This window comes from Arthrobacter sp. MDT2-34-1, assembly GCF_059091365.1.
On the sequence record NZ_JBNHGO010000003.1, the window covers coordinates 32,877 to 57,746 of the forward strand.

The following is a 24,870-nucleotide window of genomic DNA, read 5'->3' on the forward strand; positions in this document are numbered from 1 at the left end:
GCCGGTATTGCCGTAGCTTCCGGGGCCGTCAGCGCGGCGGGGCGACGGCGGCCGGGGAGGCGGGCCCGTGGACAAGGTCCAGCAGCCGGGCGGCGGCCGGACGGCAGGCCCACTCCTCCACCCAGTGCGAGCGGACCACCGCCTTGCTCACGGCCTGGCTGGTGATGCCCAGTTCTTCGGCAACGTACTTTTGCTGGCCGCGCGCTCCCGGCGTCATCAGGTCCAGCACCTTCCACTCCGCGTCGGTGCGGGTGGCGACGATTTGGCCGATGAGCCGCAGCACGGCTTCTGCTTCGGCGGCGACCTCAGCATCGGGCCCGGACACGGCCAGCGGAACGCGGTCACCGGTTTTCCGGGCCCGGTTCACCGCGCGCCGTGCGTAGACCAGGCCGTACCCTTCGGCGTCCTTGATGTCCTCCGGAAGCGGCGGCCGCAGTTCGCCCACGCCGATTCCCACATGCCAGCGCCTGGCGCGCAGCGCGATCAGGGCGGCGTCGATGGCCGTGGACGGCTTCTCGACCGCGCCGATCGCTTCGTCGCCGACAGACCGCTGAAAGGGGATCGCCGCGGTCAGGTGGCGCAGCGCCTTGATCAGGGCGGGCACCTGGTCGCCCGCCTCGCGGGAATCGCGCTGGTTGATCGTGAGCACGTACATGGCACCAGTATTGCGCCCGTCCGGGCAGGAACAACCGATTCCGGTTGGCTGGTGTGTCCTGCCGCCGGTCGCCCCCGGGGAAGGCAAAAGCGGCCCGGACCTGAAGGGTCCGGACCGCCGTCGCTGTTCCTGCCGGTTTCGAGCGGCAAGGCTCGGTTCAGGCCGGGCGTGGCTGCTCGGCCGTTCGTCGCCGGTTGGCCTTAGCCCTGGGCGGCGAAGCGCCGGATGGAGGCTTCCAGTTCGGCCTCGGCGGCGGCGCGGTCGGCCCAGCCCTCGGCCTTGACCCACTTGCCCGGCTCCAGGTCCTTGTAGCGGGTGAAGAAGTGCTCGATTTCCTTGACGAGGAACTCCGGCACGTCGGACAGCTCCTGGATGTGGTCGAAGCGCTTGTCGGCCGGAACGCACAGCACCTTGGCGTCGCCGCCGCCGTCGTCGGTCATGTTGAAGACGGCGATGGGGCGGGATTCGACCACGACACCGGGCAGCAGGTCGTAGTCCTGCAGCATGACCATCGCGTCCAGCGGATCGCCGTCCTCGCCCAGCGTGTCCTCGAAGAAGCCGTAGTGGGTGGGGTACTGCATGGACGTGAACAGCACCCGGTCCAGGCGGAGGCGGTGGGTCTCATGGTCGATTTCGTACTTGACGCGCGAACCCTTGGGGATCTCGATGGTGACGTCATGCTGCATGGCTTCGCTCCTTGGAGACGTTCGGAAAATTGGCTTCGGCGCCGCCGATGCACGGCCGTGGCCCGGCGCCGGACTACGCTTAACGATATAGGTCTTGCCCTTCCGTACCGGCATCGGGGTTGGCGCGGGGCGTTCCCAACACTTCAAGATCCTCAGGAGGGGCAGCATGGGGCGTGGCTTCCGCGTGCTCACCTCCGGGCTGCTGGCAGTCGTCTTCGCCGTGCTGGCCGTGCCCGCCGCCCTAAACCTCGGCCAGGCCATCGATTGGCCGGAGCCGGAGCCGGTTATCAGCACCCCTGCGGCGCAATTGCCGCCCACCGAGCTGGCGGAGCCGCAGCCGCTCAAGCCGGCCGGCGAGGCGCCGGTGCCGGATCCGGCCGTGCTGGATGCGGCCCTGGACCGGGCCTTGGCGTTCGACGGCGCCGGCGGCTTCACGGGGATCGTCACCGACGCGGCCAGCGGCGACGTGCTGTACGACGAGGCAGCCGGCGAGCCGCTGGTGCCGGCATCCAACCTGAAGCTGCTGACCGCCGTCGCCGCCCTGGACACCATCGGTGCCGGCCACCGGTTCACTACCTCGGTCAAGCGCGGCGGCAAGCCGGGCGTGGTCTATCTGGTCGGCGGCGGGGATGCCTTGCTGGGTGCCGGGGAATCCAAGCCCGGCGCGGTCTGGGGCGAAGCCGGGCTGGCAACGCTGGCAGCAGAAGCGGCCGGGCAGCTGGCCGCCGACGGGTACACCGGTGAACTCTCGGTGGCGGTGGACGATTCCCTCTACTCCGGGGCCGTCATCAGCGCCGCTTGGGACCCGGGCGACGTGAAGAACGGCGAAATTTCCGCCGTGTACCCGCTCGCCCTGTACGCCGGGCGGGAACAGGCCGACGGCGGCGGCGACCTGGTGGCCGACGCCGCCGCGCTGGCCGGGGCGGCGTTCCGCGACGCGCTGGCCGAAGCCGTGGCCGGGCAGGGACTCACGGTGAAGGCCGCGGTGGCACGGGAAGCGGCACCGGCTGACGCGGACGTGTTGGCCGAGGCGGATTCCGCGCGGGTGGCCGATCAGGTGGCCTACATGATGCAGCATTCGGACAACTATGTGGCGGAGGTCCTCGCGCGCAACACGGCCGTGGCGGCGGGCAAGCCCGGCTCCTTCGCGGGCGGCACCGAAGCCATCCGCGAGGCGGCGGGCCTGGCGGGCATTCCCGTGGAGGGCATGGTGCTGGCCGATGCCAGCGGCCTGTCGATGGAGAACCGGGTCAGTCCTGCCCAGCTGGCCGCGGCGGTCAGGCTGATGGCCTCCTCCGAGGACGCGGACCTGCGGGCCGGGATCGGCTCCCTGCCGGTCGCCGGCCTGACCGGCACCCTGTCCGGGCGCTACCTGGAAAACAACCCCGCCGGCGCCGGGCTGGTCCGGGCCAAGACCGGCACCTTGAACACCGTGACGTCGCTCAGCGGCTATGTGGCCAGCGCCGACGGACGCCTGCTGGTGTTCGCCTTCGTGGCCAACGGCCTGAAAGGCTCGACCGACGCCGCGCGCGTGGCCGCCGACCGGGCGGCGACCGTGCTGGCCGGCTGCGGCTGCCGCTGAGCCAGGCCCGGAAGCCGCGGCCGCCGGCTACTCTTCCGCCGACCTTGGCTGCTGAGCCCCGGCCGCCGGCTACTCTTCCGCCGACCTTGGCTGCTGAGCCCCGGCCGCCGAGCCGCTTCAATCGATGCCCGCCGGTAGTGACCGGCTCGCCGCTGATGTGATCTGATGGGACGCATGGACAGTAGCGCACCGACCCCCAGTGAATCCGGCGCCACCCCAGGCCCCGCCCCGCGGTTGGTCAACTGGGAACTGGCCGCGTCCACGGCAGCCACGCTGACCCCCGCCGGCCCCCGGATGAAGGCCGCGGAAATGCGCGCCGCCGTGGCCGAGATGCGCCGGCTGGCGGAAGAGTCGGTGGACCACGTGCACCGCATCACCGGGTTGGAGGCCGCCCGCGACCTGCGCGACTCCGATGTGCTGATCGTGGACCGCGCCGCTTGGTCCAGGGCAAACGCCCGCAGTTTCGAGGTCATGCTGGCCCCGGCTATCGCCGCGCTCGCCGAAAAGCGCCCGGATCAGCTCAAGAACGCCACCACGGCCGTGGGCAGCGTGCTCACCGGCACCCAGATGGGCGCCATCCTCTCCTTCCTCTCCAGCAAGGTGCTGGGCCAGTACGACCCCTTCTGCTCCCTGTTGCCCGGGGGCCCGGCCGCCGGGCGGCTGATGCTGGTGGCGCCGAACATCGTGACCGTGGAGCGGGAACTGAATGTGGTGCCCGCCGACTTCCGCCTCTGGGTGTGCCTGCACGAGCAGACCCACCGGGTGCAGTTTGCCGCGGCCCCCTGGCTGCGCGACCACATGATGGAGCAGATCGGCGGGCTGTCGTCCTCGCTGGTGGAAAAGGCGGACACCCTCGGCGAGCGGCTGCAGCAGACGGTCAAGGCGGCCGTCGCCGCGGCCAGGGACAGCGGAAAGGACGACGGCGGAGGGCCGGGTTCCGCGCTGAAGGGTTCCCTCCTCGATCTGATCCAGGGGCCGGAAGAGAAGGCCGTCTTCTCACACCTGACCGCCGTGATGAGCCTGCTGGAGGGCCACGCCAACGTGGTGATGGACGCGGTCGATTCCTCGCTGGTCCCGACGGTCAAGACCATCCGCCAACGTTTCAACGCGCGCGGCAAGAGCCGCGGCGCGCTGGAAAACTGGATCCGCAAACTCATGGGCCTCGATGCCAAGGCCCGGCAGTACTCCGACGGCGCCAAGTTCGTCCGTGCGGTGACCCGGCAGATCGGCATGGAGGGTTTTAACCAGGTGTGGGAGCGTCCCGAAAACCTGCCCACGGAAGAGGAGATCCACCACCCCGACCTGTGGGTCAGCCGGATGGACCTCAGCCGCGCATGAGCGGTGTTGCAGCGGACCGGCGCAAGCCCCGGTTGCATCCGCGGGTGGCAGACGCCCGGCACCAGCTGCGCCAGGCGCTGGAACAGTTCGGTCCGCCGGCAGCGACCGCCGGGGGCGCCGAACCGCAGCTGTTGCTGGTGGCCTGCAGCGGGGGACCGGATTCGCTGGCCCTGGCCGTCGCGGCGGAATTCTTCAACCGGCCGGCCCGCAACGGTGTCCGTCCCTATCGGGTGGGGGCCGTCGTCGTCGACCATGGCCTGCAACAGGGCAGCGCGGCGGTGGCCGAGGGTGCCCGGCTGCAGCTCGAAACGCTGGGGCTGGCCCCGGTCCAGGTCCGCCGGGTGGCCGTGGAATTGGCCGGCATGGGGCCGGAGGCGGCCGCCAGGACGGCACGCTACGCGGCGCTGGATGCCGCCGCGGCGGAACTCGGGGCCGCGGCGGTGCTGCTGGGGCACACCCTGGACGACCAGGCCGAGCAGGTACTGCTGGGCCTGGGCCGCGGCTCGGGCACGCGGTCGTTGGCCGGCATGCCGGTGAAGCGGGGCCGGTATCTGCGCCCGTTCCTGTCGCTGCGCCGGCAAGACACCGAGGAGGTGTGCGCGGTTGCCGGGCTGCAGCCCTGGCACGACCCCGCCAACAGTGATCCGCAGTACATGCGCTCCCGCATCCGGATGCGGGTGATGCCGTTCCTGGAGGACGAGATGGGTCCCGGCGTCGCCCAGGCGCTGTGGCGGTCGGCACAGATTCTGGCCGCCGACGCCGACTACCTGCAGGCACAGGCGGCCGAGGAATACCGCCGGCTGCGGGTGGTCACACCGGACGGGCTGGAGCTGCCACGGGGAGGCATGGAACAACTCCCGGCCGCCATGAAGCACCGCGTGCTCGCCCTGGCCGCCGCCGAACTGGGCGGCGAAAACCCCAGCTACGAACGGCTGCAGGCGGCCGAATCGCTGCTGCGCCGCCAAGGCTCGGCCGGCCCGGTGCAGCTGGCCGGATTCGTCAGTGTCTACCGCCGGACTGCTGCCAACGCGGTTCACCAAGATGGCACCGGCTATGGCAATCTTGTGTTGAGAACAACTGGCCGCAGCCCCGGCCAGACAGACCGCTAGACCCGGGAGCATGTGGTGGATTCCAACGACGTCCAGGCAGACCTCAAGCACGTCCTCTACACCAAGGAGCAGATCCAGCAGCGCGTCGCCGAGCTGGCTGCCGAAATCGACAGGGACTATGAAGGGCGCGACCTGTTGATCGTCGGCGTCCTCAAGGGCGCGGTGATGGTCATGGCGGACCTGGCCCGGGCACTGCACAGCCACGTCAAGATGGACTGGATGGCCGTATCCTCCTACGGCTCCGGCACCCAGTCCTCCGGCGTCGTGCGGATCCTGAAGGACCTCGAGACGGACTTGATGGGCAAGCACGTGCTCATCGTGGAGGACATCATCGACTCCGGCCTCACCCTGTCCTGGCTGAAGACCAACCTGATTTCGCGCGGCCCGGCCAGCGTGGAAATCTGCACCCTGCTGCGCAAGCCCGACGCCGCCAAGGTGGAAATCGACGTCAAGTACGTCGGCTACGAGATCCCGAACGAATTCGTGGTGGGCTACGGGCTGGACTACGCCGAGCGCTATCGCAACCTGGACTTCATCGGCACCCTGGCACCGCACATCTACGAATAACCGCCGCACCGTCCGCCGCAGGCTAGGCTACGCCCAGAGGGAACTAATGCCCTCCCTTGAGCGTGAAGGAAGACGGACAGTGTATAGCTGTAGTAGCCGAAGGGCTGCCATCACGCGCGGACAAGCAGGAGGGACGGGCGCAAGCCCCCAAGTCGCATGAAATTGAAGAACCTTTTCAAGGGACCGATCATCTGGATTGTCCTGGTCCTGGTCATCCTCCTGATCGCCGTGCCCAATTTGGCCGGTCCGCAGTCTTCACGGGTCGACACCAGTGTGGGACTTGAACTGCTGCAGGACAACAAGGCGGAACAGGCCCGGATGAACGACGGCGCCCAGAGCGTCGACCTGACGTTGCGCGAAGACCTGGTCATCGACGACGCCAACAAGGGCAAGTCGATCACCTTCTTCTACAGCCGCGACCGCGGTCCGGACATCGTGGACGCGATCAACGCCTCGGACGTGGACACCTTCACCGACCAGCCGGTGGAAAACAACTGGTTCATGAGCTTCATCAGCCTGATCCTGCCCATCCTGATCATCGGCCTGATCTTCTGGTTCCTGCTCTCGCGCATGCAGGGCGGCGGTTCCAAGGTCATGCAGTTCGGCAAGTCCAAGGCGAAGATGATCACCAAGGACATGCCGCAGGTGACCTTCGCCGACGTCGCGGGCGTGGACGAGGCCGTGGAGGAACTGCACGAAATCAAGGAGTTCCTCTCCGAACCGGCCAAATTCCAGGCCGTCGGGGCGAAGATCCCCAAGGGCGTGCTGCTCTACGGCCCGCCCGGTACCGGCAAGACCCTGTTGGCCCGCGCCGTGGCCGGCGAAGCCGGCGTCCCCTTCTTCTCGATCTCCGGCTCCGACTTCGTCGAAATGTTCGTCGGCGTTGGCGCCTCCCGCGTCCGGGACCTGTTCGAACAGGCCAAGACCAATTCGCCGGCCATCATCTTCGTGGACGAAATCGACGCGGTCGGCCGGCACCGCGGTGCCGGCGTGGGCGGCGGCAACGACGAGCGCGAACAGACGCTGAACCAGCTGCTGGTCGAGATGGACGGCTTCGACGTCAAGACCAACGTCATCCTGATCGCCGCCACCAACCGTCCCGACGTGCTGGACCCGGCGTTGCTGCGCCCGGGCCGGTTCGACCGGCAGATCGCCGTCGAGGCCCCCGACCTGGAAGGCCGCCACCAGATTCTGCAGGTGCACGCCGCCGGCAAGCCCATGGCCCCGGGCGTGGACCTGCGTTCCCTGGCCAAGCGTGCGCCCGGATTCACCGGTGCCGACCTGGCCAACGTGCTCAACGAAGCCGCCCTGCTGACCGCCCGGTCCAACGCCCAGCTGATCGACGACCGGGCGCTGGACGAAGCCATCGACCGCGTGATGGCCGGGCCGCAAAAGCGCTCCCGCGTCATGAAGGAACACGAGCGCAAGATCACCGCCTACCACGAAGGCGGACACGCCCTGGTCGCGGCCGCGCTGCGTTACTCCGCGCCGGTCACCAAGGTCACAATCCTGCCCCGCGGCCGCGCCCTGGGCTACACCATGGTGGTGCCGGAGGACGACAAGTACTCCGTGACCCGCAACGAACTGCTGGACCAGCTCGCCTACGCCATGGGCGGCCGGGTGGCCGAAGAGATCGTCTTCCACGATCCGTCCACCGGCGCGTCCAACGACATCGAGAAGGCCACCAGCACCGCCCGCCAGATGGTCACCCAGTACGGCATGAGCGAACGCGTGGGTGCCGTGAAGCTGGGCCAGGGCGGCGGCGAGCCGTTCCTGGGCCGCGACATGTCGCACGAACGCAACTACTCCGACCACGTCGCCTTCGTGGTGGACGAGGAAGTGCGCCGGCTCATCGACGACGCCCACGACGAGGCCTACGCGATCCTGACCGAGAACCGCGACGTGCTGGACCGGCTGGCCCTGGCGCTGTTGGAACGCGAGACGCTGAACCAGCGTGAGATCGCCGAGATCTTCCACGACCTGCGCCGCCGCGAGCTGCGGGACGTGTGGCTGTCCAAGGAAACCCGGCCGGTACACAACATCCCGCCGGTGGTCTCCCGCCGGGAGCGGGAAGCGGCCGCCAACGGCCAGCAGCAGGAAGGAAGCCACGGGGCCGTGATCGTGGACCCGAATCCGGCCGGCGGAGACCTTCCCGGGGATGACGGCCGAAGCGGCGTACCCGGCGCCAGCAGCTAGGATCACAGACGTGACCGAATACGATGACGTTGTCGCCGAGCTGGAGTTCGACCCGCTGATCGACCTGCCCAGGATCGAGAAGGCGGTGCGCGAAATCCTCATCGCCGTCGGCGAAGATCCTGACCGCGAAGGCCTGCGGGAAACCCCGCAGCGGGTCGCCCGTTCGTACGCGGAGGTGTTTGCCGGCCTGCATCAGGACCCGGCGGACATTCTCGGCACCACGTTCGACATCAACCATGAGGAAATGGTGCTGGTCAAGGACATCCCGTTCTATTCGACCTGCGAGCACCATCTGGTCCCGTTCCACGGCACCGCCCACATTGGCTACATTCCGTCCCATGACGGTAAAGTGACCGGGTTGAGCAAGCTCGCCCGCCTGGTGGAAATCTACGCCCGGCGCCCGCAGGTGCAGGAACGCCTCACCACGCAGATCGTCGAGGCCATGGTCAAGTACCTGGAGCCCAAGGGCGCGATCGTCGTCGTCGAATGCGAACACATGTGCATGTCCATGCGCGGGGTCCGCAAGCCGGGGGCGAAGACAGTCACCTCGGCCGTGCGCGGCCAATTGCGCGAGCAGGCCACCCGAGCCGAGGCCATGAGCCTGATTATCGGACGATAGCGAAGAGAAGAGACGGTACAGATAGATGGATTCACTCGCCGCAGTCCCCGGAACCGGGCCCGCCACGTCGCCGCTGCCCGTGCTGCGCAAGGCGCGTGCGCCGAAGAAGTTCGCGGACCTGCCCACCGACCGTGCCGTCGTCATGGCCATCCTGAACGTCACCCCGGACTCGTTCAGCGACGGCGGCGACCACGCCAACAAGGAAGCGGCGATCGCCTACGGGCTGAAGCTGCTGTACGGCGGCGCCGACATCATCGACGTCGGGGGTGAATCCACCCGCCCCAACGCCGACTCGATCACCCCCGAGGAAGAGCAGAAGCGCATCCTCCCCGTCATCGAGGCACTGGTCAAGGCCGGCGCCCTGATCAGCGTGGACACCATGCACGTGGACACGGCGGCCAAGGCGCTGGACGCCGGGGCAGCCATCGTCAACGACGTCTCTGGCATGACCCACGACCCGCACATGCCCGCCCTGGTGGCCGAGCGCCAGGTCCCCTACATCCTGATGCACCGGCGCGGGGACGCCCGCGAGGTCGACCCCAAGGCGGACTACCAGGACGTGGTGGCCGAGGTCCTCGCGGAGCTGACCGAATTGCGGGACAAGTTCGTCGCCGCCGGCGTGGCGCCGGAGCAGATCATCCTGGATCCGGGACTGGGCTTCTCCAAGAACGCCGAACACAACTGGGAGCTGCTGCGCGCCACGGACCGGATCGCGCAACTGGGCCACAAGGTGCTGGTCGGCGCATCCCGCAAGCGGTTCCTCGGTTCCCTGCTGACCACCGCCGGCAAGGCCGCCGCACCCAAGGAACGCGACGAGGCCACGCTGGCGGTCTCCGCGCTGGCCGCCGCCAACGGCGCCTGGGGCGTGCGCGTGCACGACGCCGGCGCCTCGCTGGACGCGGTCAAAGTCGCCGCCGCCTGGACCAAGTAGGCCGGGACGTGACGCCAGCATCTCCGGCACGGCCGGACCTCATCAGGGTTTCCGGCATCAAGGCCACGGGCTATCACGGCGTGCTGGAGCATGAGCGCCGCGACGGCCAGCCGTTCGTCGTCGACGTCACCCTCCACACCGACATTCGGGCCGCCGCGGTCGACGACGACCTGGCGAAGACCGCAAACTACGCCGAGCTCGCCGACCAGGTGGACGCGATCATCGCCGGCGAGCCCCTGCAGCTGATCGAAACACTGGCCGAACGGATAGCCGACCATGTGCTGCGCACGTTCGCCGTGGAGGCGGTCGAGGTCACGGTGCACAAGCCGCAGGCACCCATCCAGGTGGAGTTTTCCGATGTCACGGTCAGCATCTACCGGGAGCAGCCATGAGCGTCCGCGCGGTCCTGGCGCTGGGCAGCAACCTCGGCGCACGCAGCGACACCCTCTCGCACGCGGTGGCGGACCTGGTGGACACCCCCCACGTGCGGCTGCGCGAAGTCTCGGCCGTGGTGCAGACGAAGCCGGTGGGCGGTCCCGAGGACCAGCCGGACTACCTGAACATGGTGCTTGAGGTGGAGACCGACCTGGACCCGCACCAGTTGCTGGCCCATTGCCAGGCCGTGGAAAACAAGCACCACCGCACCCGCGAAGTGCGGTGGGGGCCGCGGACGCTGGATGTGGACATCATCACCTACGGCGACCTGGTGCTCAACGACGAGGACCTGGTCATCCCGCACCCGCGCGCGCACGAACGCGCCTTCGTGCTGGCGCCCTGGGCCTGGATGGACTCGAACGCCACGCTCAACGGCGTCCCGGTCGGCGAACTGGCCAAGGCGGCCGGCGACCTGGACGGCGTGGAACCCTACGAATCCGAGCCGTTCGAAGCCGGTCAATAGTGTCCGGCGGGGTGGGGGCTTCGTGAGGACCATCAGATACCGCTGGCTGGCGACCATCGCCGTCGTCACGGCCGTGCTGGGCTGGCTGGGCAACCTGCTCGCCGGGCGCGGCGGGCTGCCGGTGCCCGTCCTGCACCTCTCCTCGCTGGCGACCATGGCCGCCATCGCCGTCTTCACCCTGGTGCTCGGCCTCAAAGTGCGCCGCTGGCGCAACGGCAACCGGGACAAGGAGCTGAATCCGGTACTCGCGGCCCGCACCCTCGTGCTGGCGCAGGCCTGCGCCTATGCCGGGTCGCTGATCTTCGGCTGGCACAGCGGCATCATGGTGGACCAGCTCATGCTGCTGCTGTACCGGCCCGGCCTCGGGGCGCTGCCGGCCGTGCTGGCTATGATGGGCGGTGGCCTGGTCATGGTGGTGATCGGGCTGGTGGTGGAGCGTTTCTGCAAACTTCCGCCCGAGGACACCGAAGCGGCCCAGGACAACGGTACCGAGGCCCAAGGCGAGGGGGAGTATGCCTAGCGAAGCGATCGATCCGGCCGGCATCAGCTGGATCCGGGTCTCGCCCAAGTACGTCACCGTACGACTGGTCAGCTGGGCCATTTTCACGGTCGTCGCCGTCGCCCTGCTGTCCACCCCGCTCGTCCTGGCGCTGACCGGCCTCTGGCCCGGCTTCCCGGCGTGGCTCGGCTGGCTGCTGAGCCTGGGCACGCTCGCGCTCTGCGTCTGGGCCGGGCTCTTGATCCCGCGCCAAGTCAGGGCCATCGGGTATGCCGAACGCGACGAGGACCTTTTGATCCGGCGCGGACTGTTTTTCCAGCGCGTCATGGTGGTCCCCTACGGCCGGATGCAGTACGTGGATGTTGGCGTGGGGCCGCTGGAGCGGGCCTTCGGCCTGTGCTCGGTGAAGCTGCACACCGCCAGCCCGCAGACCAACGCCGGCATTCCGGGGGTGCCGGCGGCAGAAGGAGCCCGGCTGCGCGAACAACTCTCCGACCGCGGGCAGGCAAGGCTGGCCGGGCTATGACCGTACCCGGCAGCAACGGGCAGGCCCCGCTGCCCGGGCAGGGGCCGGATGCGCCCGGCGAAGTAGTGCCGGCCTCCCAAGGGGTGCCCCTGGCACCGGACGCCACCGGCACCTGGCACCGGGTTCACCCCGTTTCGCCGCTGGTCCGCGGCTGGATTGCGCTGGCGGCGATCGCCTACTTCTTCGGCCGGGACTGGTTCGAGGCCATGTTCCGGGGCGACGAGTTCTGGGGACTGAGCGGCGGCCGCGCCGTCTGGACCGTGCTGGTCATGGTCGTGGTCGCGGTGCTGCTGGTGGGCGGATTCTTCCTCTCCTGGTGGTTCACCCGGTACCAGGTCACCGACGACCATGTCCGGGTGAACTCCGGCGTCCTGTTCCGCCAGCACCGCCAGGCGCGGCTGGACCGGGTGCAGGCGATCGACGTCATCCAGCCGCTGCTGGCACGGATCTTCGGCCTGGCCGAACTTAAATTCGAAGTGGCCGACGCCGGAGAATCGGCCGTGCGGCTCGCCTACCTGCCGCTGGCGTCGGCGCAGCAGCTGCGCGCCACCATCCTGGCCCGGGCGGCCGGCCTGCGCGGCGATCCCGCGCACCCCCAGGAAGCGGTGGCCGAAGCCCCCGAACAGCAGATCCTGGCCATCCCGGGCGGACGTATACTCGGCGCGGCGCTGCTGTCCGGAACCACGCTGTTCCTGCTCATCATGCTGATCGCGGCCGGGCTCTCGACCTTTGTGTTCGGTGCCGCGTTCGGCCCGGCCTTTCTGGTCCCCGCGGCGTTCGGCGTGGTGGCCGGCTACTGGTCCACGTTCAGCACCGGCTACAACTTCCGCGCCGCCATCTCCCCGGACGGCATCCGGCTCCGCTACGGCCTGCTGGAGACCCGGGCGCAGACCGTCCCGCCCGGCCGGGTGCAGGCCGTGGAGATCATGCAGTCGCCGCTGTGGCGCCTCAAGGGCTGGTACCGGATGCGCGTGAACGTGGCCGGCTACGGCCTCAGCGCGGAAAACGCGGGCGCCCGCACCACGTTGCTGCCGGTGGGCACGCAGCAGGAAGTGATGCAGATGCTTGCGCTGGTGCTCCCGGACCCGGGCACCGAGGACCCGTTCACCGTCTTCGGGGCGGGCCTTGACGGAATCGCGGGCAAGGACAGGGACGACGCCGGCGCCTCCGACGGCGGATTCGTCACCTCGCCGCGGCGGGTGCGGTGGCTGTCCTGGCTGACCTGGCGGCGCAACGGCTTCGCCGTCACCGGGACCGCCCTGCTGGCCCGCAGCGGCAGGCTCTGGCGCAGCCTCTCGGTGGTGCCGCACGAGCGGACCCAGTCCATCGCGCTGCACCAGGGCCCGCTGGCCCGCCGCCTGCGCGTGGCGGACCTGCGCCTGCATACGACCGCCGGACCGGTCACGCCGGTGATCTACCAGGTCGACGCCGACACCGCCCGCCAGCTCTTCGACGAGCAGTCGGTCCGGGCCGCCGCGGCCCGGCGCCGCAGCGTCCCGGAACGCTGGCTGGAAGCCCGGGAGTCCGGGGCCGGTCCCGTCCCCGGGGCAGCCGAGGGGCCCGCGGGCGGCGTCCGCGGGCCGGCGCAGCAGGACGAACCACAAGGAAGCAAGGAGGGCCGCGATGGCCGGCAGGAGTAGGCCCGGACGGTTGGGCATCGGCGTGATCGGTGCCGGCAAGGTCGGCGCCGTCCTCGGTGCCGCGCTGCGCGGCGTGGGGCACGCCGTCGTCGGGGTGTCAGCGGTTTCCGAGGACAGCCGGGAGCGGGCGGAGAACCTGCTGCCCGGCGTCCCGGTGCTGCAGATCCCCGAGATCGTGGAACGGGCCGAACTGGTGCTGCTGGCGGTGCCGGACGATGCCCTGCCGGAGCTGGTGGACGGTCTGGCCGCGGCCGGGGTCTGGCAGCCGGGCCAGCTCGTGGTGCATACCTCCGGACGCTACGGCACCGCCGTGCTGGGGCCGGCCCGGGCCAAGGGTGCCATCCCGCTGGCCATCCACCCGGCCATGACGTTCACGGGCATGAGCTTGGACCTGGCCCGGCTCAATGACTGCAGCTTCGGGGTGACGGCCGAGGCCACGGTGCTGCCGATCGCCCAGGCGCTGGTCGTGGAGATGGGCGGCGAACCGGTGGTCATCGCCGAGAAGGACCGCACGCTCTATCACGCCGCCCTGGCGCACGCGTCGAACCATCTGGTGACCATCGCGGCCCAGTCGGCGCAACTGCTGGCCGAGGCCGGCGTGGAGCAGCCGGACCGGGTGCTCAGCGGGCTGATGCGGGCCTCCCTGGAGAACGCGCTGGCCTCCGGGGAAGCGGCCCTGACCGGGCCGGTGGCCCGCGGCGACGCCGGCACCGTCCGCAGCCACCACGAGGCGCTGCTGCGCCGCGAGGTGGATTCGGGCGGCACCGACATCCGGCTGGCCTACGAGGAGCTGGCACGGGCAACGGCCCAGCGTGCCCTGCAACGCGGCCTGCTCAAAGAGGCCCGCGCAACCGAAATCCTGGACATCCTTGCCCAGTCCCGTCCGGAGGAGAACGCGTGACGACCCGCCCCCGCCTGGTGAAAACCCATGCCGAATTGAAGGACGCCACGGCCGGCCTGCTGGCGGCAGTCGGGACCGCCGGGCGGCCTTCGCTGGGGCTGGTCCCGACCATGGGAGCGCTGCACGCAGGCCACGCTGCGCTGGTGCGGGCCGCGCGGCAGGCGTGCGACGTCGTCGTGGTTTCCGTGTTCGTGAATCCGCTCCAATTCGGCGAGCAGCAGGACCTGGACCGCTACCCCCGCACCCTGGAAGCCGACCTGGACCTGCTGGCGACGTGCGGGGCGGACGTGGTGTTTGCCCCCGCAGTCGAAGAGGTCTACCCGGACGGCGAGCCGCTGGTCAGGATCGACGCCGGTGCGCTGGGCGCGAAGTTCGAGGGCGCCTCCCGGCCGGGCCACTTCGACGGCGCCCTCACTGTGGTGGCCAAGCTGCTCCATTACGGGCTGCCCGCGGCGGCCGGCGCGGCCGGCTACCGCGCCTACTTCGGCCAGAAGGATGCGCAGCAGCTTGTGCTGGTCAAGCGGATGGTGGCCGACCTGAACTTCCCGGTGGACATTGTGGGTGTGCCCACGGTGCGCGACGACGACGGGCTGGCACTCTCCAGCCGCAACCGTTTCCTCAACGACGCCGAGCGGGAAGCGGCGCTGGTGCTTTCCCGCAGCCTGGCGTACCTCCGCGGACAGGCCGACCGGCACGAACCCTTGGACGTGGACGGCGCGCTGGCCATGATCGAGTCGGTGCCGCCCGTCCGGCTGGACTACCTGGAAGTGGTGGATCCCCGCACGCTCGAGCCGCTGGCCTTCAACTGCAGGGAGACCCCGTTCACCGGCGAGGCCCTGGTGCTGGTCGCCGCGCAGGTCGGCCCGGTTCGGCTGATCGACAACGCGCAGCTCGGCTACTGACGTCCGCGGATGGAAGCTCCGGGACGTTTGGCTGGCCCGGCCCCGGTACCGGTACCCTTAACTACCGTGACCCGCGATAATTCCCCCACCCCACTTCCCGCAGCCGAGGCTGCCGACGCCTCCGAGCAGATGCACGTGCGCATGGCCAAGCGCGCCAAACTCTTGGAGCGCGGCGTCGAGGCGTACCCGGTGGGCGTGGACCGGACCCATACGCTGGCCGAGGTGCGCGAAAAGTACGGCCACCTCGAGGCAGACGAGACCACCGGCGACGTCGTGGGAGTGTCCGGGCGCGTGGTCTTCATCCGCAACACCGGCAAACTCTGCTTCGCGACCCTGCAGGAAGGCAGCGGCGTCCGTCTGCAGGCAATGTTGAGCCTGGCGAACATCGGCGAGGAAGCGCTCGCGGACTGGAAGGCCCTCGTGGACCTGGGCGACCATGTGTTCATCCGCGGCGAAGTCATCAGCTCCAAGCGCGGCGAGCTGTCCGTGATGGCCGACAGCTGGCAGATGGCCTCCAAGGCGTTGCGTCCGCTGCCCGTGCTGCACGCCGGCCTGAGTGAAGAGACCCGCGTGCGGCAGCGGTACGTGGACCTCATGGTGCGCGACGAAGCACGCCAGATGGTTTACACCCGCGCCGCCGTCATTCGCTCCATCCGCGAAACCCTGCACTCCCACGGCTACGTGGAAGTGGAAACCCCCATGCTGCAACTGGTGCACGGAGGCGCGACGGCCCGTCCCTTCGAGACACACCTAAACGCCTTTGACCAGGACATGACCTTGCGCATTGCCACGGAGCTGTACCTCAAGCGCGCGGTGGTCGGCGGCATAGACCGGGTCTTTGAGATCGGCCGGATCTTCCGCAATGAAGGCGTTGACTCCACCCACAGCCCCGAATTCACCACGCTGGAAAGCTACGAGGCGTATGCCGACCAGTTCGTCATGGGGGAGCGCATGAAGGAAATGATCCTGAATGTGGCCGACACCATCGGCACGCGCGTCATTGAAACCCCGCAGGGCACTATTGACCTCAATGGGGAATGGCGCTGGCTCGGTGTCTATCCCGGTTTGTCCGAAGCGGTGGGCCGGGAAATCACCCCGCAGACGGGCGGTGAAGAGCTGCGCGACATTGCCGAACAGCACGGCGTGAAGATCGACCCGAAGTGGGATACCCAGAAGGTGGTCGTCGAGCTGTTCGGTGAAATCGTCGAACCGACGCTGCTGCAGCCGACCTTCGTTTACGACTACCCGCCGGCAGCGCAGCCGCTCGCGCGCAACCACCGCGACAATCCGGAGTTGATTGAGGCCTGGGACCTGATTATCGGGGGCATGGAACGCGGCACCGCTTTCTCCGAGCTGATTGATCCGGTGATTCAGCGCGAACGCCTGACCGAGCAGTCGCGAATGGCGGCGGCCGGAGACGAGGAAGCGATGCAACTGGACGAAGACTTCCTGCGTGCCCTCGAATACGGCGCGCCGCCGATGGGCGGTATCGGACTGGGCATCGACCGATTGGTGATGCTTTTCACCCAGGCGGGAATCCGCGAAACGATTCTGTTCCCGCTGCTGAAGCCGGAGCTGGGCTGAGCATGGAATATCTGTGGGTACTTGCGCCGTCGCTGGGTGTCGGGCTTTTGTTCTATTTCGTGATGAAAGCCATATTCAACGCCGACCGGAAAGAACGCGAAGCGCTGGCCGAGGCCGAACGCGAGGCCGAAAGGCGCGCGGCCGAAGGCCGCGAGGAATAGGGGAAGGCCCCGGACAAGCATCAATTTGTCCGGGGTTTTTCCTTTAATCAGATTCGCCCGCGCTATACCGGTATTTCCCACCTGGTCAAATCGGATCTGATCCATGGCGGGATTGCAGGACGATCGAATCCGGCTGTATTGCCATGAAATGGAGTGTAGGACATAATAAGTATGGTTCGGATTATACCGGACATATAGATCCACCCACCCAAAAGGAGCCTTCTGTGGCGCAAGAAGTAAAAATCATTCTGGTTGATGATCTGGATGGTGGCTCGGCCGATGAAACGGTCCGGTTCAGCCTGGATTCCAGCAGCTACGAAATTGATCTTTCTTCATCGCATGCCGAGGCGCTTCGCGACGCGCTCAAGCCGTACATTTCTTCCGGCCGGAAGATTCCTGCCCGGGGCTCCAAGGCCGCCAAGCCGGCCGGCGGCACACGCAACCAGGACGCCTCGGCGATCCGCGCGTGGGCACGGGAGAACGGTTACAACGTTAGCGACCGCGGACGTGTGCAATCCGAAATCATCGAGGCCTACAAGGCCGCCCACGGGGGATAACGGGCGGCCCGTTCCATCACGGGCAGATCGATCGGCGGGGCGGACAGGCAACTGTCCGCCCCGTTTGCCGTCCTGCAGGGGGGCATTACCCCTAGGGCGAACAGAACGCACAACAGCCATCCGGGCACGTAGCATCAAAGTACGCAGTAGCTAGGAGTGTGCGAGATGTTTGAGAGATTTACCGACCGTGCCCGTCGCGTTGTCGTGCTGGCTCAAGAAGAAGCCCGCATGCTCAACCACAACTACATCGGCACCGAACACATCCTCCTCGGATTGATCCACGAGGGTGAGGGCGTTGCCGCCAAAGCACTGGAGTTCCTCGGCGTCTCCCTGAACGGCGTTCGTGAGCAGGTCCAGGAGATCATCGGCCAGGGCCAGCAGGCTCCGAGCGGCCACATTCCGTTCACGCCGCGTGCCAAGAAGGTTTTGGAGCTGTCGCTGCGCGAGGCCCTGCAGCTCGGCCACAACTACATCGGCACCGAGCACATCCTGCTGGGCCTGATCCGCGAAGGCGAAGGCGTGGCCACGCAGGTGCTGGTCAAGCTGGGCGCCGACCTCAACCGCGTGCGCCAGCAGGTCATCCAGCTGCTCTCCGGCTACCAGGGCAAGGAGCCGGTCACCGCCGGCCAGCAGCAGGAAGGCACTCCTGCAGGATCGGTGGTGCTGGACCAGTTCGGCCGGAACCTCACACAGGCTGCGCGTGAATCCAAGCTCGACCCGGTCATCGGGCGCGAGCACGAGATGGAACGCGTCATGCAGGTGCTCTCCCGCCGCACCAAGAACAACCCGGTGTTGATCGGTGAGCCCGGCGTCGGCAAGACCGCCGTCGTCGAGGGCCTTGCCCAGGCGATCGTCCGCGGCGACGTGCCGGAGACCATCAAGGACAAGCAGCTCTACACGCTGGACCTGGGGTCCCTGGTGGCCGGGTCACGCTACCGCGGTGACTTCGAGGAGCGGCTGAAGAAGGTCCTGAAGGAAATCCGGACCCGTGGCGACATCATCCTGTTCATCGACGAGATCCACACCCTGGTGGGTGCGGGTGCCGCCGAGGGCGCGATCGACGCGGCCTCCATCCTGAAGCCGATGCTGGCGCGTGGCGAACTGCAGACCATCGGTGCCACCACCCTGGACGAGTACCGCAAGCACATCGAGAAGGACGCCGCGCTGGAGCGCCGGTTCCAGCCGATCCAGGTGGAAGAGCCGTCCGTGGAGCACGCCGTGCTGATCCTCAAGGGACTGCGGGACCGCTACGAGGCGCACCACCGCGTGTCCATCACCGACGGCGCCCTGGATGCCGCCGCGCACCTGGCCCACCGGTACATCTCCGACCGCTTCCTGCCGGACAAGGCAATCGACCTGATCGACGAGGCCGGGGCGCGGCTGCGCATCCGCCGGATGACCGCACCGCCGGAGCTCAAGGACATCGACGAGCGCATCGCCGAGCTGAAGAAGCAGAAGGAATCGGCCATCGACGCCCAGGACTTCGAGGGCGCCGCGACGCTGCGGGACCAGGAAGGCAGGCTGCAGGACGAGCGGGCCGAAAAGGAACGCGCCTGGAAGTCCGGGGACCTGGATGAGATCGCCGAGGTGGACGAGGATCTGGTGGCAGAAGTGCTGGCCAACTCCACCGGCATCCCCGTGTTCAAGCTGACCGAGGAAGAATCCAGCCGCCTCATGCACATGGAGGCCGAGCTGCACAAGCGCGTGATCGGCCAGGACGAGGCGATCAAGGCCATCTCCCAGGCGATCCGCCGTACCCGTGCCGGCTTGAAGGACCCCAACCGTCCCTCCGGCTCGTTCATCTTCGCCGGCCCCACCGGCGTCGGCAAGACCGAGCTCGCCAAGGCCCTGGCGGAATTCCTCTTCGGCGAGGAAGACGCGCTGATCACCCTGGACATGTCCGAGTACTCGGAGAAGCACACGGTCTCGCGGCTGTTCGGTGCCCCTCCGGGCTACGTGGGCTACGAGGAAGGCGGTCAGCTGACCGAAAAGGTCCGCCGCCGCCCGTTCTCCGTGGTGCTATTCGACGAGGTGGAGAAGGCGCACGCCGACCTGTTCAACTCGTTGCTGCAGATCCTCGAGGACGGCCGCCTGACGGACAGCCAGGGACGCGTGGTGGACTTCAAGAACACGGTGATCATCATGACCACCAACCTTGGCACCCGCGACATCTCGAAGGGCGTCATGACCGGTTTCCAGTCCGGCACGGACACCAAGACCGGGTACGAGCGGATGCGCGCCCGGGTCCAGGATGAGCTCAAGCAGCACTTCCGGCCCGAGTTCCTGAACCGCGTCGACGACACCGTGGTCTTCCCGCAGCTGAGCGAGGAAGAAATCGTCCAGATCGTGGATCTGTTCGTCGAGCGCCTGCGGAAGCGGCTCGCCGAGAAGAACCTCAAGATCGACCTGACCGACGCGGCCAAGGTGCTGCTGGCCACCCGCGGCTACGATCCCACCATGGGTGCCCGGCCCCTGCGCCGGACCATCCAGCGGGAGATCGAGGACCAGCTCTCCGAGAAGATCCTCTTCGGCGAGTTCCACCCGGGCGAGACCATCCACGTGGACGTCGAGGGCGAAGACGACGCCGCGACGTTCGTCTTCAGCAGCACCGGGGCGCCCAAGGCAATCGAGGGAGTCCCGGACACCCCGGCACTGTCCCAGTAGCCTGCACCGTACTGCGCAGGGAGAGCCCCGGCTTCGGCCGGGGTTCTCCCGCTTAACCGGAGGGCGTTGACCCCGGGGCCGGAGGCGGCGTAGCAAAACCGCGTATTGCCGCCATCTCCTGTGATCCGGCACACAAGTAGTGTTTACTTACTCCATGCGTTCTGAAGCAATCACTTCCGAAATGCGGCCCGAGCTGCCCCTCCAGCAGGGTGCCGCCACCCCGTTCCACGACCTGGACCGCTTCATCGCGTTGCCGCGGCTCGGCTCCCTGGCCCTCAGCCCGGACGGCAGCCGCCTGGTAACCTGCGTCAGCGTGCTGAACCCCGCCTGCACCGACTACGTCTCGTCCCTCTGGGAGGTCGACCCGGCCGGTCAACGCCCGGCACGCCGGATGACGCGCAGCTCCAAGGGCGAGTCCGGCGCGGCTTTTGCCCGCAACGGCGACCTGTACTTCACGTCCGCCCGCCCGGACCCCGAGGACCCGGAGAAGGAACCGATTCCGGCCCTGTGGCGCTTGCCGGCCGCCGGGGGCGAAGGCCGCATGGTGCTCTCCCGCCCGGGCGGAATCGCGGCGGTCCGCTGCGCGCGGGCGGCCGACACCGTGGTGGTCGACGCCCAGGTGTTGGGCGGGGCCGTCGACGAAGAGGACGACGCCGACCGCCGTGCCGCACGGAAGGACAAAAAGGTCTCGGCGGTCCTGCATTCCGGGTACCCGGTGCGCTTCTGGGACCACGATCTGGGGCCGGGACAGAAGCGGCACTTCGTACTGGAGGACAATGCGGAGGAGGCTGCCCGAACCATAACCGTGGACGACGAGCCGCAAGGCCGGCTGCGCAACATCACCGGCTGGGCGGGCAACGCCTTGCTGGAAACCGCCGCGGAGCTGAGCCCGGACGGCGCCACCCTGGTGGTCAACGTCCGCCGGCCGCTGGCGCGGGGCGACGCCCGCAGCGTGCTGGCCGCCGTGGACACGGCCACCGGCGTGCAGCGGATCCTGCTGGAGAGCCCGGACACCGACTATGCGCCGGGCCCGGTCAGCCCCGACAACCGCACCGTTGTGGTGGTCTGCGAGACCGTCTCCGGGCCGCAGACCATTCCTTCCGTGACCCTGGGCCTGCTCCCGCTGGCCGGCGGCGAGTTGCGGCCGCTGGCAGCCGACTGGGACCGCTGGCCCAGCCCCGCAGCCTGGCTGCCCGACGGTTCGGGCCTGCTGGTCACCGCAGACGACGGCGGCCGCACCCCGGTGTTCTGCATCGACGTCGTCACCGGTGCCGTGCGCCAGGTGACGCGCGACGATGCGGCCTACACCGACGTCGTGGTCAGCCCGGACGGGCAGTTCGCCTACGCGCTGCGCAGCTCCTACCTGTTTCCGCCCGAGCCGGTGCGCATCGACCTGTCCTCCGGCGAGGCCACGGTCCTGCCCTCGCCCGCGCCCCGCCCGGAGTTGGGCGGGAGGCTGGAAGAGATCACGACGACGGTGGCCGCCGGGGGCGCGAACATCCCGGTGCGTGCCTGGCTGGCCCTGCCCGCTGAAGCGTCCGCGCAAAAGCCGGCGCCGCTGGTGCTGTGGGTGCATGGCGGCCCGCTCGGCTCGTGGAACGCGTGGAGCTGGCGCTGGTGCCCTTGGCTGCTGGTGGCGCAGGGGTACGCGGTCCTGCTGCCGGACCCGGCCCTGTCCACCGGCTACGGCGACGACTTCATCCGGCGGGGCTGGGGGCAGTGGGGGCAGGCGCCCTATGAGGACCTGATGGCCATCACCGACGCCGCCGTGCAGCGTGATGACGTCAACGGGACGCGGACGGCCGCGATGGGCGGTTCCTTCGGCGGTTACATGGCCAACTGGATCGCCGGGCATACCGACAGGTTCCGGGCCATCGTGACCCACGCCAGCCTCTGGGCGCTGGACCAGTTCGGGCCGACGACGGACGTCTCCCCGTACTGGGAGCGGGAGATGACGCCGGAGATGGCGCTGGAGAACTCCCCGCACCTGCACGTGCAGAACATCAACACACCCATGCTGGTGGTGCACGGGGACAAGGACTACAGGGTGCCGATCGGGGAAGGGCTGCGGCTCTGGTACGAACTGTTGTCGCGCTCGCAGTTGGCCGCCGGAGCGGACGGGAAGACACCGCACCGGTTCCTGTACTTCCCGGACGAGAACCACTGGGTGCTCTCACCGCAACATGCCCGGATCTGGTATTCGGTGGTGTGCAACTTCCTCGCCCGCCACGTGCTGGAGCAGGAGACGGAGTTGCCGGCCGAACTGGGGCTTTAGACTGGCTGGGTGACCGACGCCTTCAGTATCCGCCCCGCCCGCACCTCCGACGTCGTCCAGATCCGCCGGCTGGTCAAGCCGCTGGCCGACAAGCGGGTGCTGCTGGAGAAGGAGGCGGTGGCATACTTCGAAGGCATCCAGGAGTTCCGGGTCGCGGAGACCCCGGCGGGCGAGATCGTGGGCTGCGGGGCCGTGCACGTCATGTGGGAGGACATCGCCGAGGTGCGCACGCTGGCCACCGCCGCGCACTGGCGGGGCAAGGGAGTGGGCCGGGCCCTGCTCGACGAGCTGATCGCCGCCGCCAAGGACCTGGGCGTCAGCCGCGTGTTCTGCCTGACCTTCGAGGTGGACTTTTTCACCCGGCACGGGTTCGAGGTGATGGCCGACCAGTCGGTGGTGGACCCCGAGGTATATTCCGAGCTGCTGCGTTCCACGGACGAAGGCGTGGCGGAGTTCCTCGACCTGGCCCGGGTCAAACCCAATACCTTGGGCAACACGCGGATGATCCGCAGGCTTTGATCGCCCGTCCGTCGACACGTTCCGCCCGGGCCCCTAAGGTGGAGGCGTTGGGGAGGGAACAGCCGGCCCCTCGCGCCGGCGCGACGGTAAGGATGACCATGGGTGTGGAAGATGTCCCCGGCGGCGGCAAGGCAGAGCAGCAGGACGGCTCAGCCAAACTGCAGGGAGACAAGCTGGACGGCCTCAAGGACAAGGCCGGTGATGCCGACGGCGACCAGCAGGAGCAGAGCGGCGGCCCAGACGGACCGGGCGGCCAGGCCGACGGGATTGTCGGGGGCCGGCAGGAGCCTTTCGGCGGCGGGGACAACTAGCGGACCCGCCGGGCCGCAGCGCGGGCTGCGCTCCCACCCGCCGGCTGCAGGAACCGGTTTCCTACCCCGGCAGGCCGACGCCCCCGCCTGATGCGACGGCCAAACCGTCCGCGATCAGCCCGTCCAGGGCGCGGCCCAGTTGTTCGTCCCCGGCAGGCAGTGCGCGCAGTGCCGCGAGCGGCGTCCGGTAAGCCGCGGGCAGATCGGCCAGGTCAACGCTGCCGAGCAGGACCTCGCGCGGAACCGAGGACTCGGCCTCGCGCAACACGGCCATCATGGCCCCGCGCACCTGCCGGTCGGTGCCCGCCCAGGCCTGGCCTTTGGGCACGTAATGGGCCTCGGGCCGGCCGGCCCTGACCCAGGCACAGCGGTCCAGCACCGGGCAGGCATCGCACTGCGGCGACCTCGCCGTGCAGATCAGCGCGCCGAGTTCCATGACGCCGGCATTCCAGTCTTTGGTGCCCTGGGCCGGCATCAGCTGGTGCGCCGTGCGCATTTCGGCGGCAGTCAGCGACGGCGCGGGCAGCGCGGCTCCGGTGACCAGCCGGGCGTGCACGCGGCGGATGTTCGTATCCACCACGGTTTCCGGCAGCCCGAACGCGAAGGAAGCGACGGCGGCCGCGGTGTAGGTTCCGACGCCGGGGAGCTGCAGCAAGCTGGCATGGTCATCCGGCACGCGGCCACCGTGCCGGTCCACGATGGCGGCAGCTGCGGCATGCAGGCGCAGTGCACGGCGCGGATACCCCAGCCTGCCCCAGGCCCGGACCGCTTCCCCGGCCGGATCGGCGGCGAGGTCGGCCGGGCGCGGCCAGCGCCGCATCCACTGCTCCCAGACAGGCAGCACCCGGACCACGGGGGTCTGCTGCAGCATGAATTCGCTGACGAGGATGCCCCAGGGGCTACAGTCCGCGCGGCGCCAGGGCAGGTCCCGCGCGCTGGCCGCGAACCAGGTCCGGATACGCGAATGCAGCAGTTCGGCTTCTGCCGGTTCTATGGACGGTGCCGGTGCGGCGGCGGGGCGGGGCATGGAACTCCTACGGTGTGACCAACCAATACTGTACTGCCCGGCGTGGTGGTGACGGCACGGGCCGCCGCTGTCCTTAGCCTTAAGGCATGGCAGGCAACGGCACATCCGGCACCCGCGGGCAGGCTCCCGTCCGGCGGCCCAGCCCTGCCGTTTACCGCCGCCGTCGTCTGGTGGTGCTGGCCCTGGCCGTGCTGCTGCTGGCCGCCCTCGTGGCCGCCGGATGGTGGGTCGCCGGTTTGCTGGGCCGGGGAGATCCCGAAGCAGCGGCGGAGGCGCCGGAACCGGCGGCCTCCAGTCCCGCGTCCGCCAGCCCGGCATCGCCGGGCCCGGCAGGCTGCGAGGACCAGGACGTCGTCGTCCGGGCGGAAACGGACGCCCCGGCCTACGGCAGCGGGGAGAACCCCACCCTCATCCTGGAGGTGGCCAACGAGGGCAAGGGGCCGTGCGAAGTCAACGTCGGCACCGACGCCATGGAATTCCTGGTCACCAGCGGAGAAGACCGGATCTTTTCCTCCAAGGACTGCCAGGTGGACCCCGAGCCGTTGATGATGACCCTTGAACCGGGCAAGGCCGAGCAGGCCCGTTTCGTTTGGGAACGGAACCGCACCGCACCGGGCTGCACCCCGGTGGAAGCCAACCCGCAGCCGGGCACCTACGTCCTGGTCACCAAGCTGGACAAGAAGACCAGCGACAAGACGGTGTTCGAACTGCGATAGCGCACGC

At 68.8% G+C, this 24,870-nt stretch carries 25 protein-coding genes; 22 read left to right on the forward strand and 3 right to left on the reverse strand.

Annotated features, from left to right (window positions below):
* Positions 1 to 28 precede the first annotated feature (28 nt).
* Positions 29 to 655: a hypothetical protein gene (locus AC5RVV_RS13535; RefSeq protein ID WP_494001922.1), complete on the reverse strand. Its 627-nt coding sequence runs from the start codon at positions 653 to 655 to the stop codon at positions 29 to 31.
* 200 nt (positions 656 to 855) lie between these two features.
* On the reverse strand, positions 856 to 1,341 hold the full coding sequence (locus AC5RVV_RS13540; RefSeq protein WP_494001923.1) for an inorganic diphosphatase: 486 nt from the start codon (positions 1,339 to 1,341) through the stop codon (positions 856 to 858).
* 166 nt (positions 1,342 to 1,507) lie between these two features.
* On the opposite strand from AC5RVV_RS13540, the gene dacB reads away from it, so the two are divergent.
* The 21 genes from dacB (at position 1,508) to AC5RVV_RS13645 (ending at position 23,120) form a co-directional block, all read left to right on the forward strand.
* Positions 1,508 to 2,923, forward strand: coding sequence for a D-alanyl-D-alanine carboxypeptidase/D-alanyl-D-alanine endopeptidase (gene dacB / locus AC5RVV_RS13545; protein WP_494001924.1), 1,416 nt, complete (start codon positions 1,508 to 1,510; stop codon positions 2,921 to 2,923).
* 174 nt (positions 2,924 to 3,097) lie between these two features.
* Positions 3,098 to 4,261 (forward strand): zinc-dependent metalloprotease, encoded by a 1,164-nt coding sequence (locus AC5RVV_RS13550; protein ID WP_494001925.1) that lies wholly within the window; start codon positions 3,098 to 3,100, stop codon positions 4,259 to 4,261.
* Positions 4,258 to 5,370 (forward strand): tRNA lysidine(34) synthetase TilS, encoded by a 1,113-nt coding sequence (gene tilS, locus AC5RVV_RS13555; protein ID WP_494001926.1) that lies wholly within the window; start codon positions 4,258 to 4,260, stop codon positions 5,368 to 5,370. The genes AC5RVV_RS13550 and tilS overlap by 4 nt, the downstream gene beginning before the upstream one ends.
* Before the next feature lie 15 nt (positions 5,371 to 5,385).
* Entirely contained in the window at positions 5,386 to 5,937 is a 552-nt protein-coding gene (gene hpt / locus AC5RVV_RS13560) for a hypoxanthine phosphoribosyltransferase (RefSeq protein ID WP_494001927.1), read from the forward strand.
* A gap of 156 nt (positions 5,938 to 6,093) precedes the next feature.
* On the forward strand, positions 6,094 to 8,133 hold the full coding sequence (ftsH, locus tag AC5RVV_RS13565; RefSeq protein ID WP_494001928.1) for an ATP-dependent zinc metalloprotease FtsH: 2,040 nt from the start codon (positions 6,094 to 6,096) through the stop codon (positions 8,131 to 8,133).
* Positions 8,134 to 8,143: 10 nt separating this feature from the next.
* A complete protein-coding gene (folE, locus tag AC5RVV_RS13570) occupies positions 8,144 to 8,752 on the forward strand; it encodes a GTP cyclohydrolase I FolE (protein WP_494001929.1) in 609 nt (202 codons plus the stop codon).
* A 25-nt stretch (positions 8,753 to 8,777) separates the two neighbouring features.
* Positions 8,778 to 9,683: a dihydropteroate synthase gene (gene folP / locus AC5RVV_RS13575; RefSeq protein WP_494001930.1), complete on the forward strand. Its 906-nt coding sequence runs from the start codon at positions 8,778 to 8,780 to the stop codon at positions 9,681 to 9,683.
* A gap of 8 nt (positions 9,684 to 9,691) precedes the next feature.
* A complete protein-coding gene (gene folB / locus AC5RVV_RS13580) occupies positions 9,692 to 10,075 on the forward strand; it encodes a dihydroneopterin aldolase (protein WP_494001931.1) in 384 nt (127 codons plus the stop codon).
* Positions 10,072 to 10,581 (forward strand): 2-amino-4-hydroxy-6-hydroxymethyldihydropteridine diphosphokinase, encoded by a 510-nt coding sequence (gene folK / locus AC5RVV_RS13585; protein WP_494001932.1) that lies wholly within the window; start codon positions 10,072 to 10,074, stop codon positions 10,579 to 10,581. The genes folB and folK overlap by 4 nt, the downstream gene beginning before the upstream one ends.
* A gap of 22 nt (positions 10,582 to 10,603) precedes the next feature.
* Positions 10,604 to 11,101 carry a DUF3180 domain-containing protein gene (locus AC5RVV_RS13590; RefSeq protein WP_494001933.1) on the forward strand — a complete coding sequence of 166 codons (498 nt, stop codon included), beginning with the start codon at positions 10,604 to 10,606 and terminating at the stop codon, positions 11,099 to 11,101.
* Positions 11,094 to 11,606, forward strand: a complete 513-nt coding sequence (locus tag AC5RVV_RS13595; RefSeq protein ID WP_494001934.1) for a PH domain-containing protein — start codon at positions 11,094 to 11,096, stop codon at positions 11,604 to 11,606. The genes AC5RVV_RS13590 and AC5RVV_RS13595 overlap by 8 nt, the downstream gene beginning before the upstream one ends.
* Positions 11,603 to 13,246: a PH domain-containing protein gene (locus AC5RVV_RS13600; protein ID WP_494001935.1), complete on the forward strand. Its 1,644-nt coding sequence runs from the start codon at positions 11,603 to 11,605 to the stop codon at positions 13,244 to 13,246. Before AC5RVV_RS13595 ends, AC5RVV_RS13600 begins: the two co-directional genes overlap by 4 nt.
* Positions 13,230 to 14,147 carry a Rossmann-like and DUF2520 domain-containing protein gene (locus AC5RVV_RS13605; protein ID WP_494001936.1) on the forward strand — a complete coding sequence of 306 codons (918 nt, stop codon included), beginning with the start codon at positions 13,230 to 13,232 and terminating at the stop codon, positions 14,145 to 14,147. Before AC5RVV_RS13600 ends, AC5RVV_RS13605 begins: the two co-directional genes overlap by 17 nt.
* Positions 14,144 to 15,049 (forward strand): pantoate--beta-alanine ligase, encoded by a 906-nt coding sequence (gene panC / locus AC5RVV_RS13610; RefSeq protein ID WP_494001937.1) that lies wholly within the window; start codon positions 14,144 to 14,146, stop codon positions 15,047 to 15,049. The genes AC5RVV_RS13605 and panC overlap by 4 nt, the downstream gene beginning before the upstream one ends.
* Positions 15,050 to 15,115: 66 nt before the next feature.
* Positions 15,116 to 16,633, forward strand: coding sequence for a lysine--tRNA ligase (gene lysS, locus AC5RVV_RS13615; RefSeq protein WP_494001938.1), 1,518 nt, complete (start codon positions 15,116 to 15,118; stop codon positions 16,631 to 16,633).
* Positions 16,634 to 16,635: 2 nt separating this feature from the next.
* Positions 16,636 to 16,794, forward strand: coding sequence for a hypothetical protein (locus tag AC5RVV_RS13620; protein ID WP_493978318.1), 159 nt, complete (start codon positions 16,636 to 16,638; stop codon positions 16,792 to 16,794).
* A gap of 224 nt (positions 16,795 to 17,018) precedes the next feature.
* Positions 17,019 to 17,351, forward strand: coding sequence for a histone-like nucleoid-structuring protein Lsr2 (locus tag AC5RVV_RS13625; protein ID WP_493978319.1), 333 nt, complete (start codon positions 17,019 to 17,021; stop codon positions 17,349 to 17,351).
* 165 nt (positions 17,352 to 17,516) lie between these two features.
* Positions 17,517 to 20,015, forward strand: coding sequence for an ATP-dependent Clp protease ATP-binding subunit (locus tag AC5RVV_RS13630; RefSeq protein ID WP_494001939.1), 2,499 nt, complete (start codon positions 17,517 to 17,519; stop codon positions 20,013 to 20,015).
* 154 nt (positions 20,016 to 20,169) lie between these two features.
* Positions 20,170 to 22,290 carry a S9 family peptidase gene (locus tag AC5RVV_RS13635; protein ID WP_494001940.1) on the forward strand — a complete coding sequence of 707 codons (2,121 nt, stop codon included), beginning with the start codon at positions 20,170 to 20,172 and terminating at the stop codon, positions 22,288 to 22,290.
* A 9-nt stretch (positions 22,291 to 22,299) separates the two neighbouring features.
* Positions 22,300 to 22,809, forward strand: a complete 510-nt coding sequence (locus tag AC5RVV_RS13640; RefSeq protein ID WP_493978321.1) for an amino-acid N-acetyltransferase — start codon at positions 22,300 to 22,302, stop codon at positions 22,807 to 22,809.
* A 98-nt stretch (positions 22,810 to 22,907) separates the two neighbouring features.
* Entirely contained in the window at positions 22,908 to 23,120 is a 213-nt protein-coding gene (locus AC5RVV_RS13645; RefSeq protein WP_494001941.1) for a hypothetical protein, read from the forward strand.
* Between the two features lie 61 nt (positions 23,121 to 23,181).
* Here the strand turns inward: AC5RVV_RS13645 and AC5RVV_RS13650 are convergent, their stop codons facing one another.
* Entirely contained in the window at positions 23,182 to 24,147 is a 966-nt protein-coding gene (locus AC5RVV_RS13650; protein WP_494001942.1) for an HhH-GPD family protein, read from the reverse strand.
* A gap of 86 nt (positions 24,148 to 24,233) precedes the next feature.
* Between AC5RVV_RS13650 and AC5RVV_RS13655 the strand changes: the two genes are divergently transcribed.
* Positions 24,234 to 24,863: a hypothetical protein gene (locus AC5RVV_RS13655; RefSeq protein ID WP_494001943.1), complete on the forward strand. Its 630-nt coding sequence runs from the start codon at positions 24,234 to 24,236 to the stop codon at positions 24,861 to 24,863.
* The last annotated feature ends 7 nt before the right edge of the window (positions 24,864 to 24,870 follow it).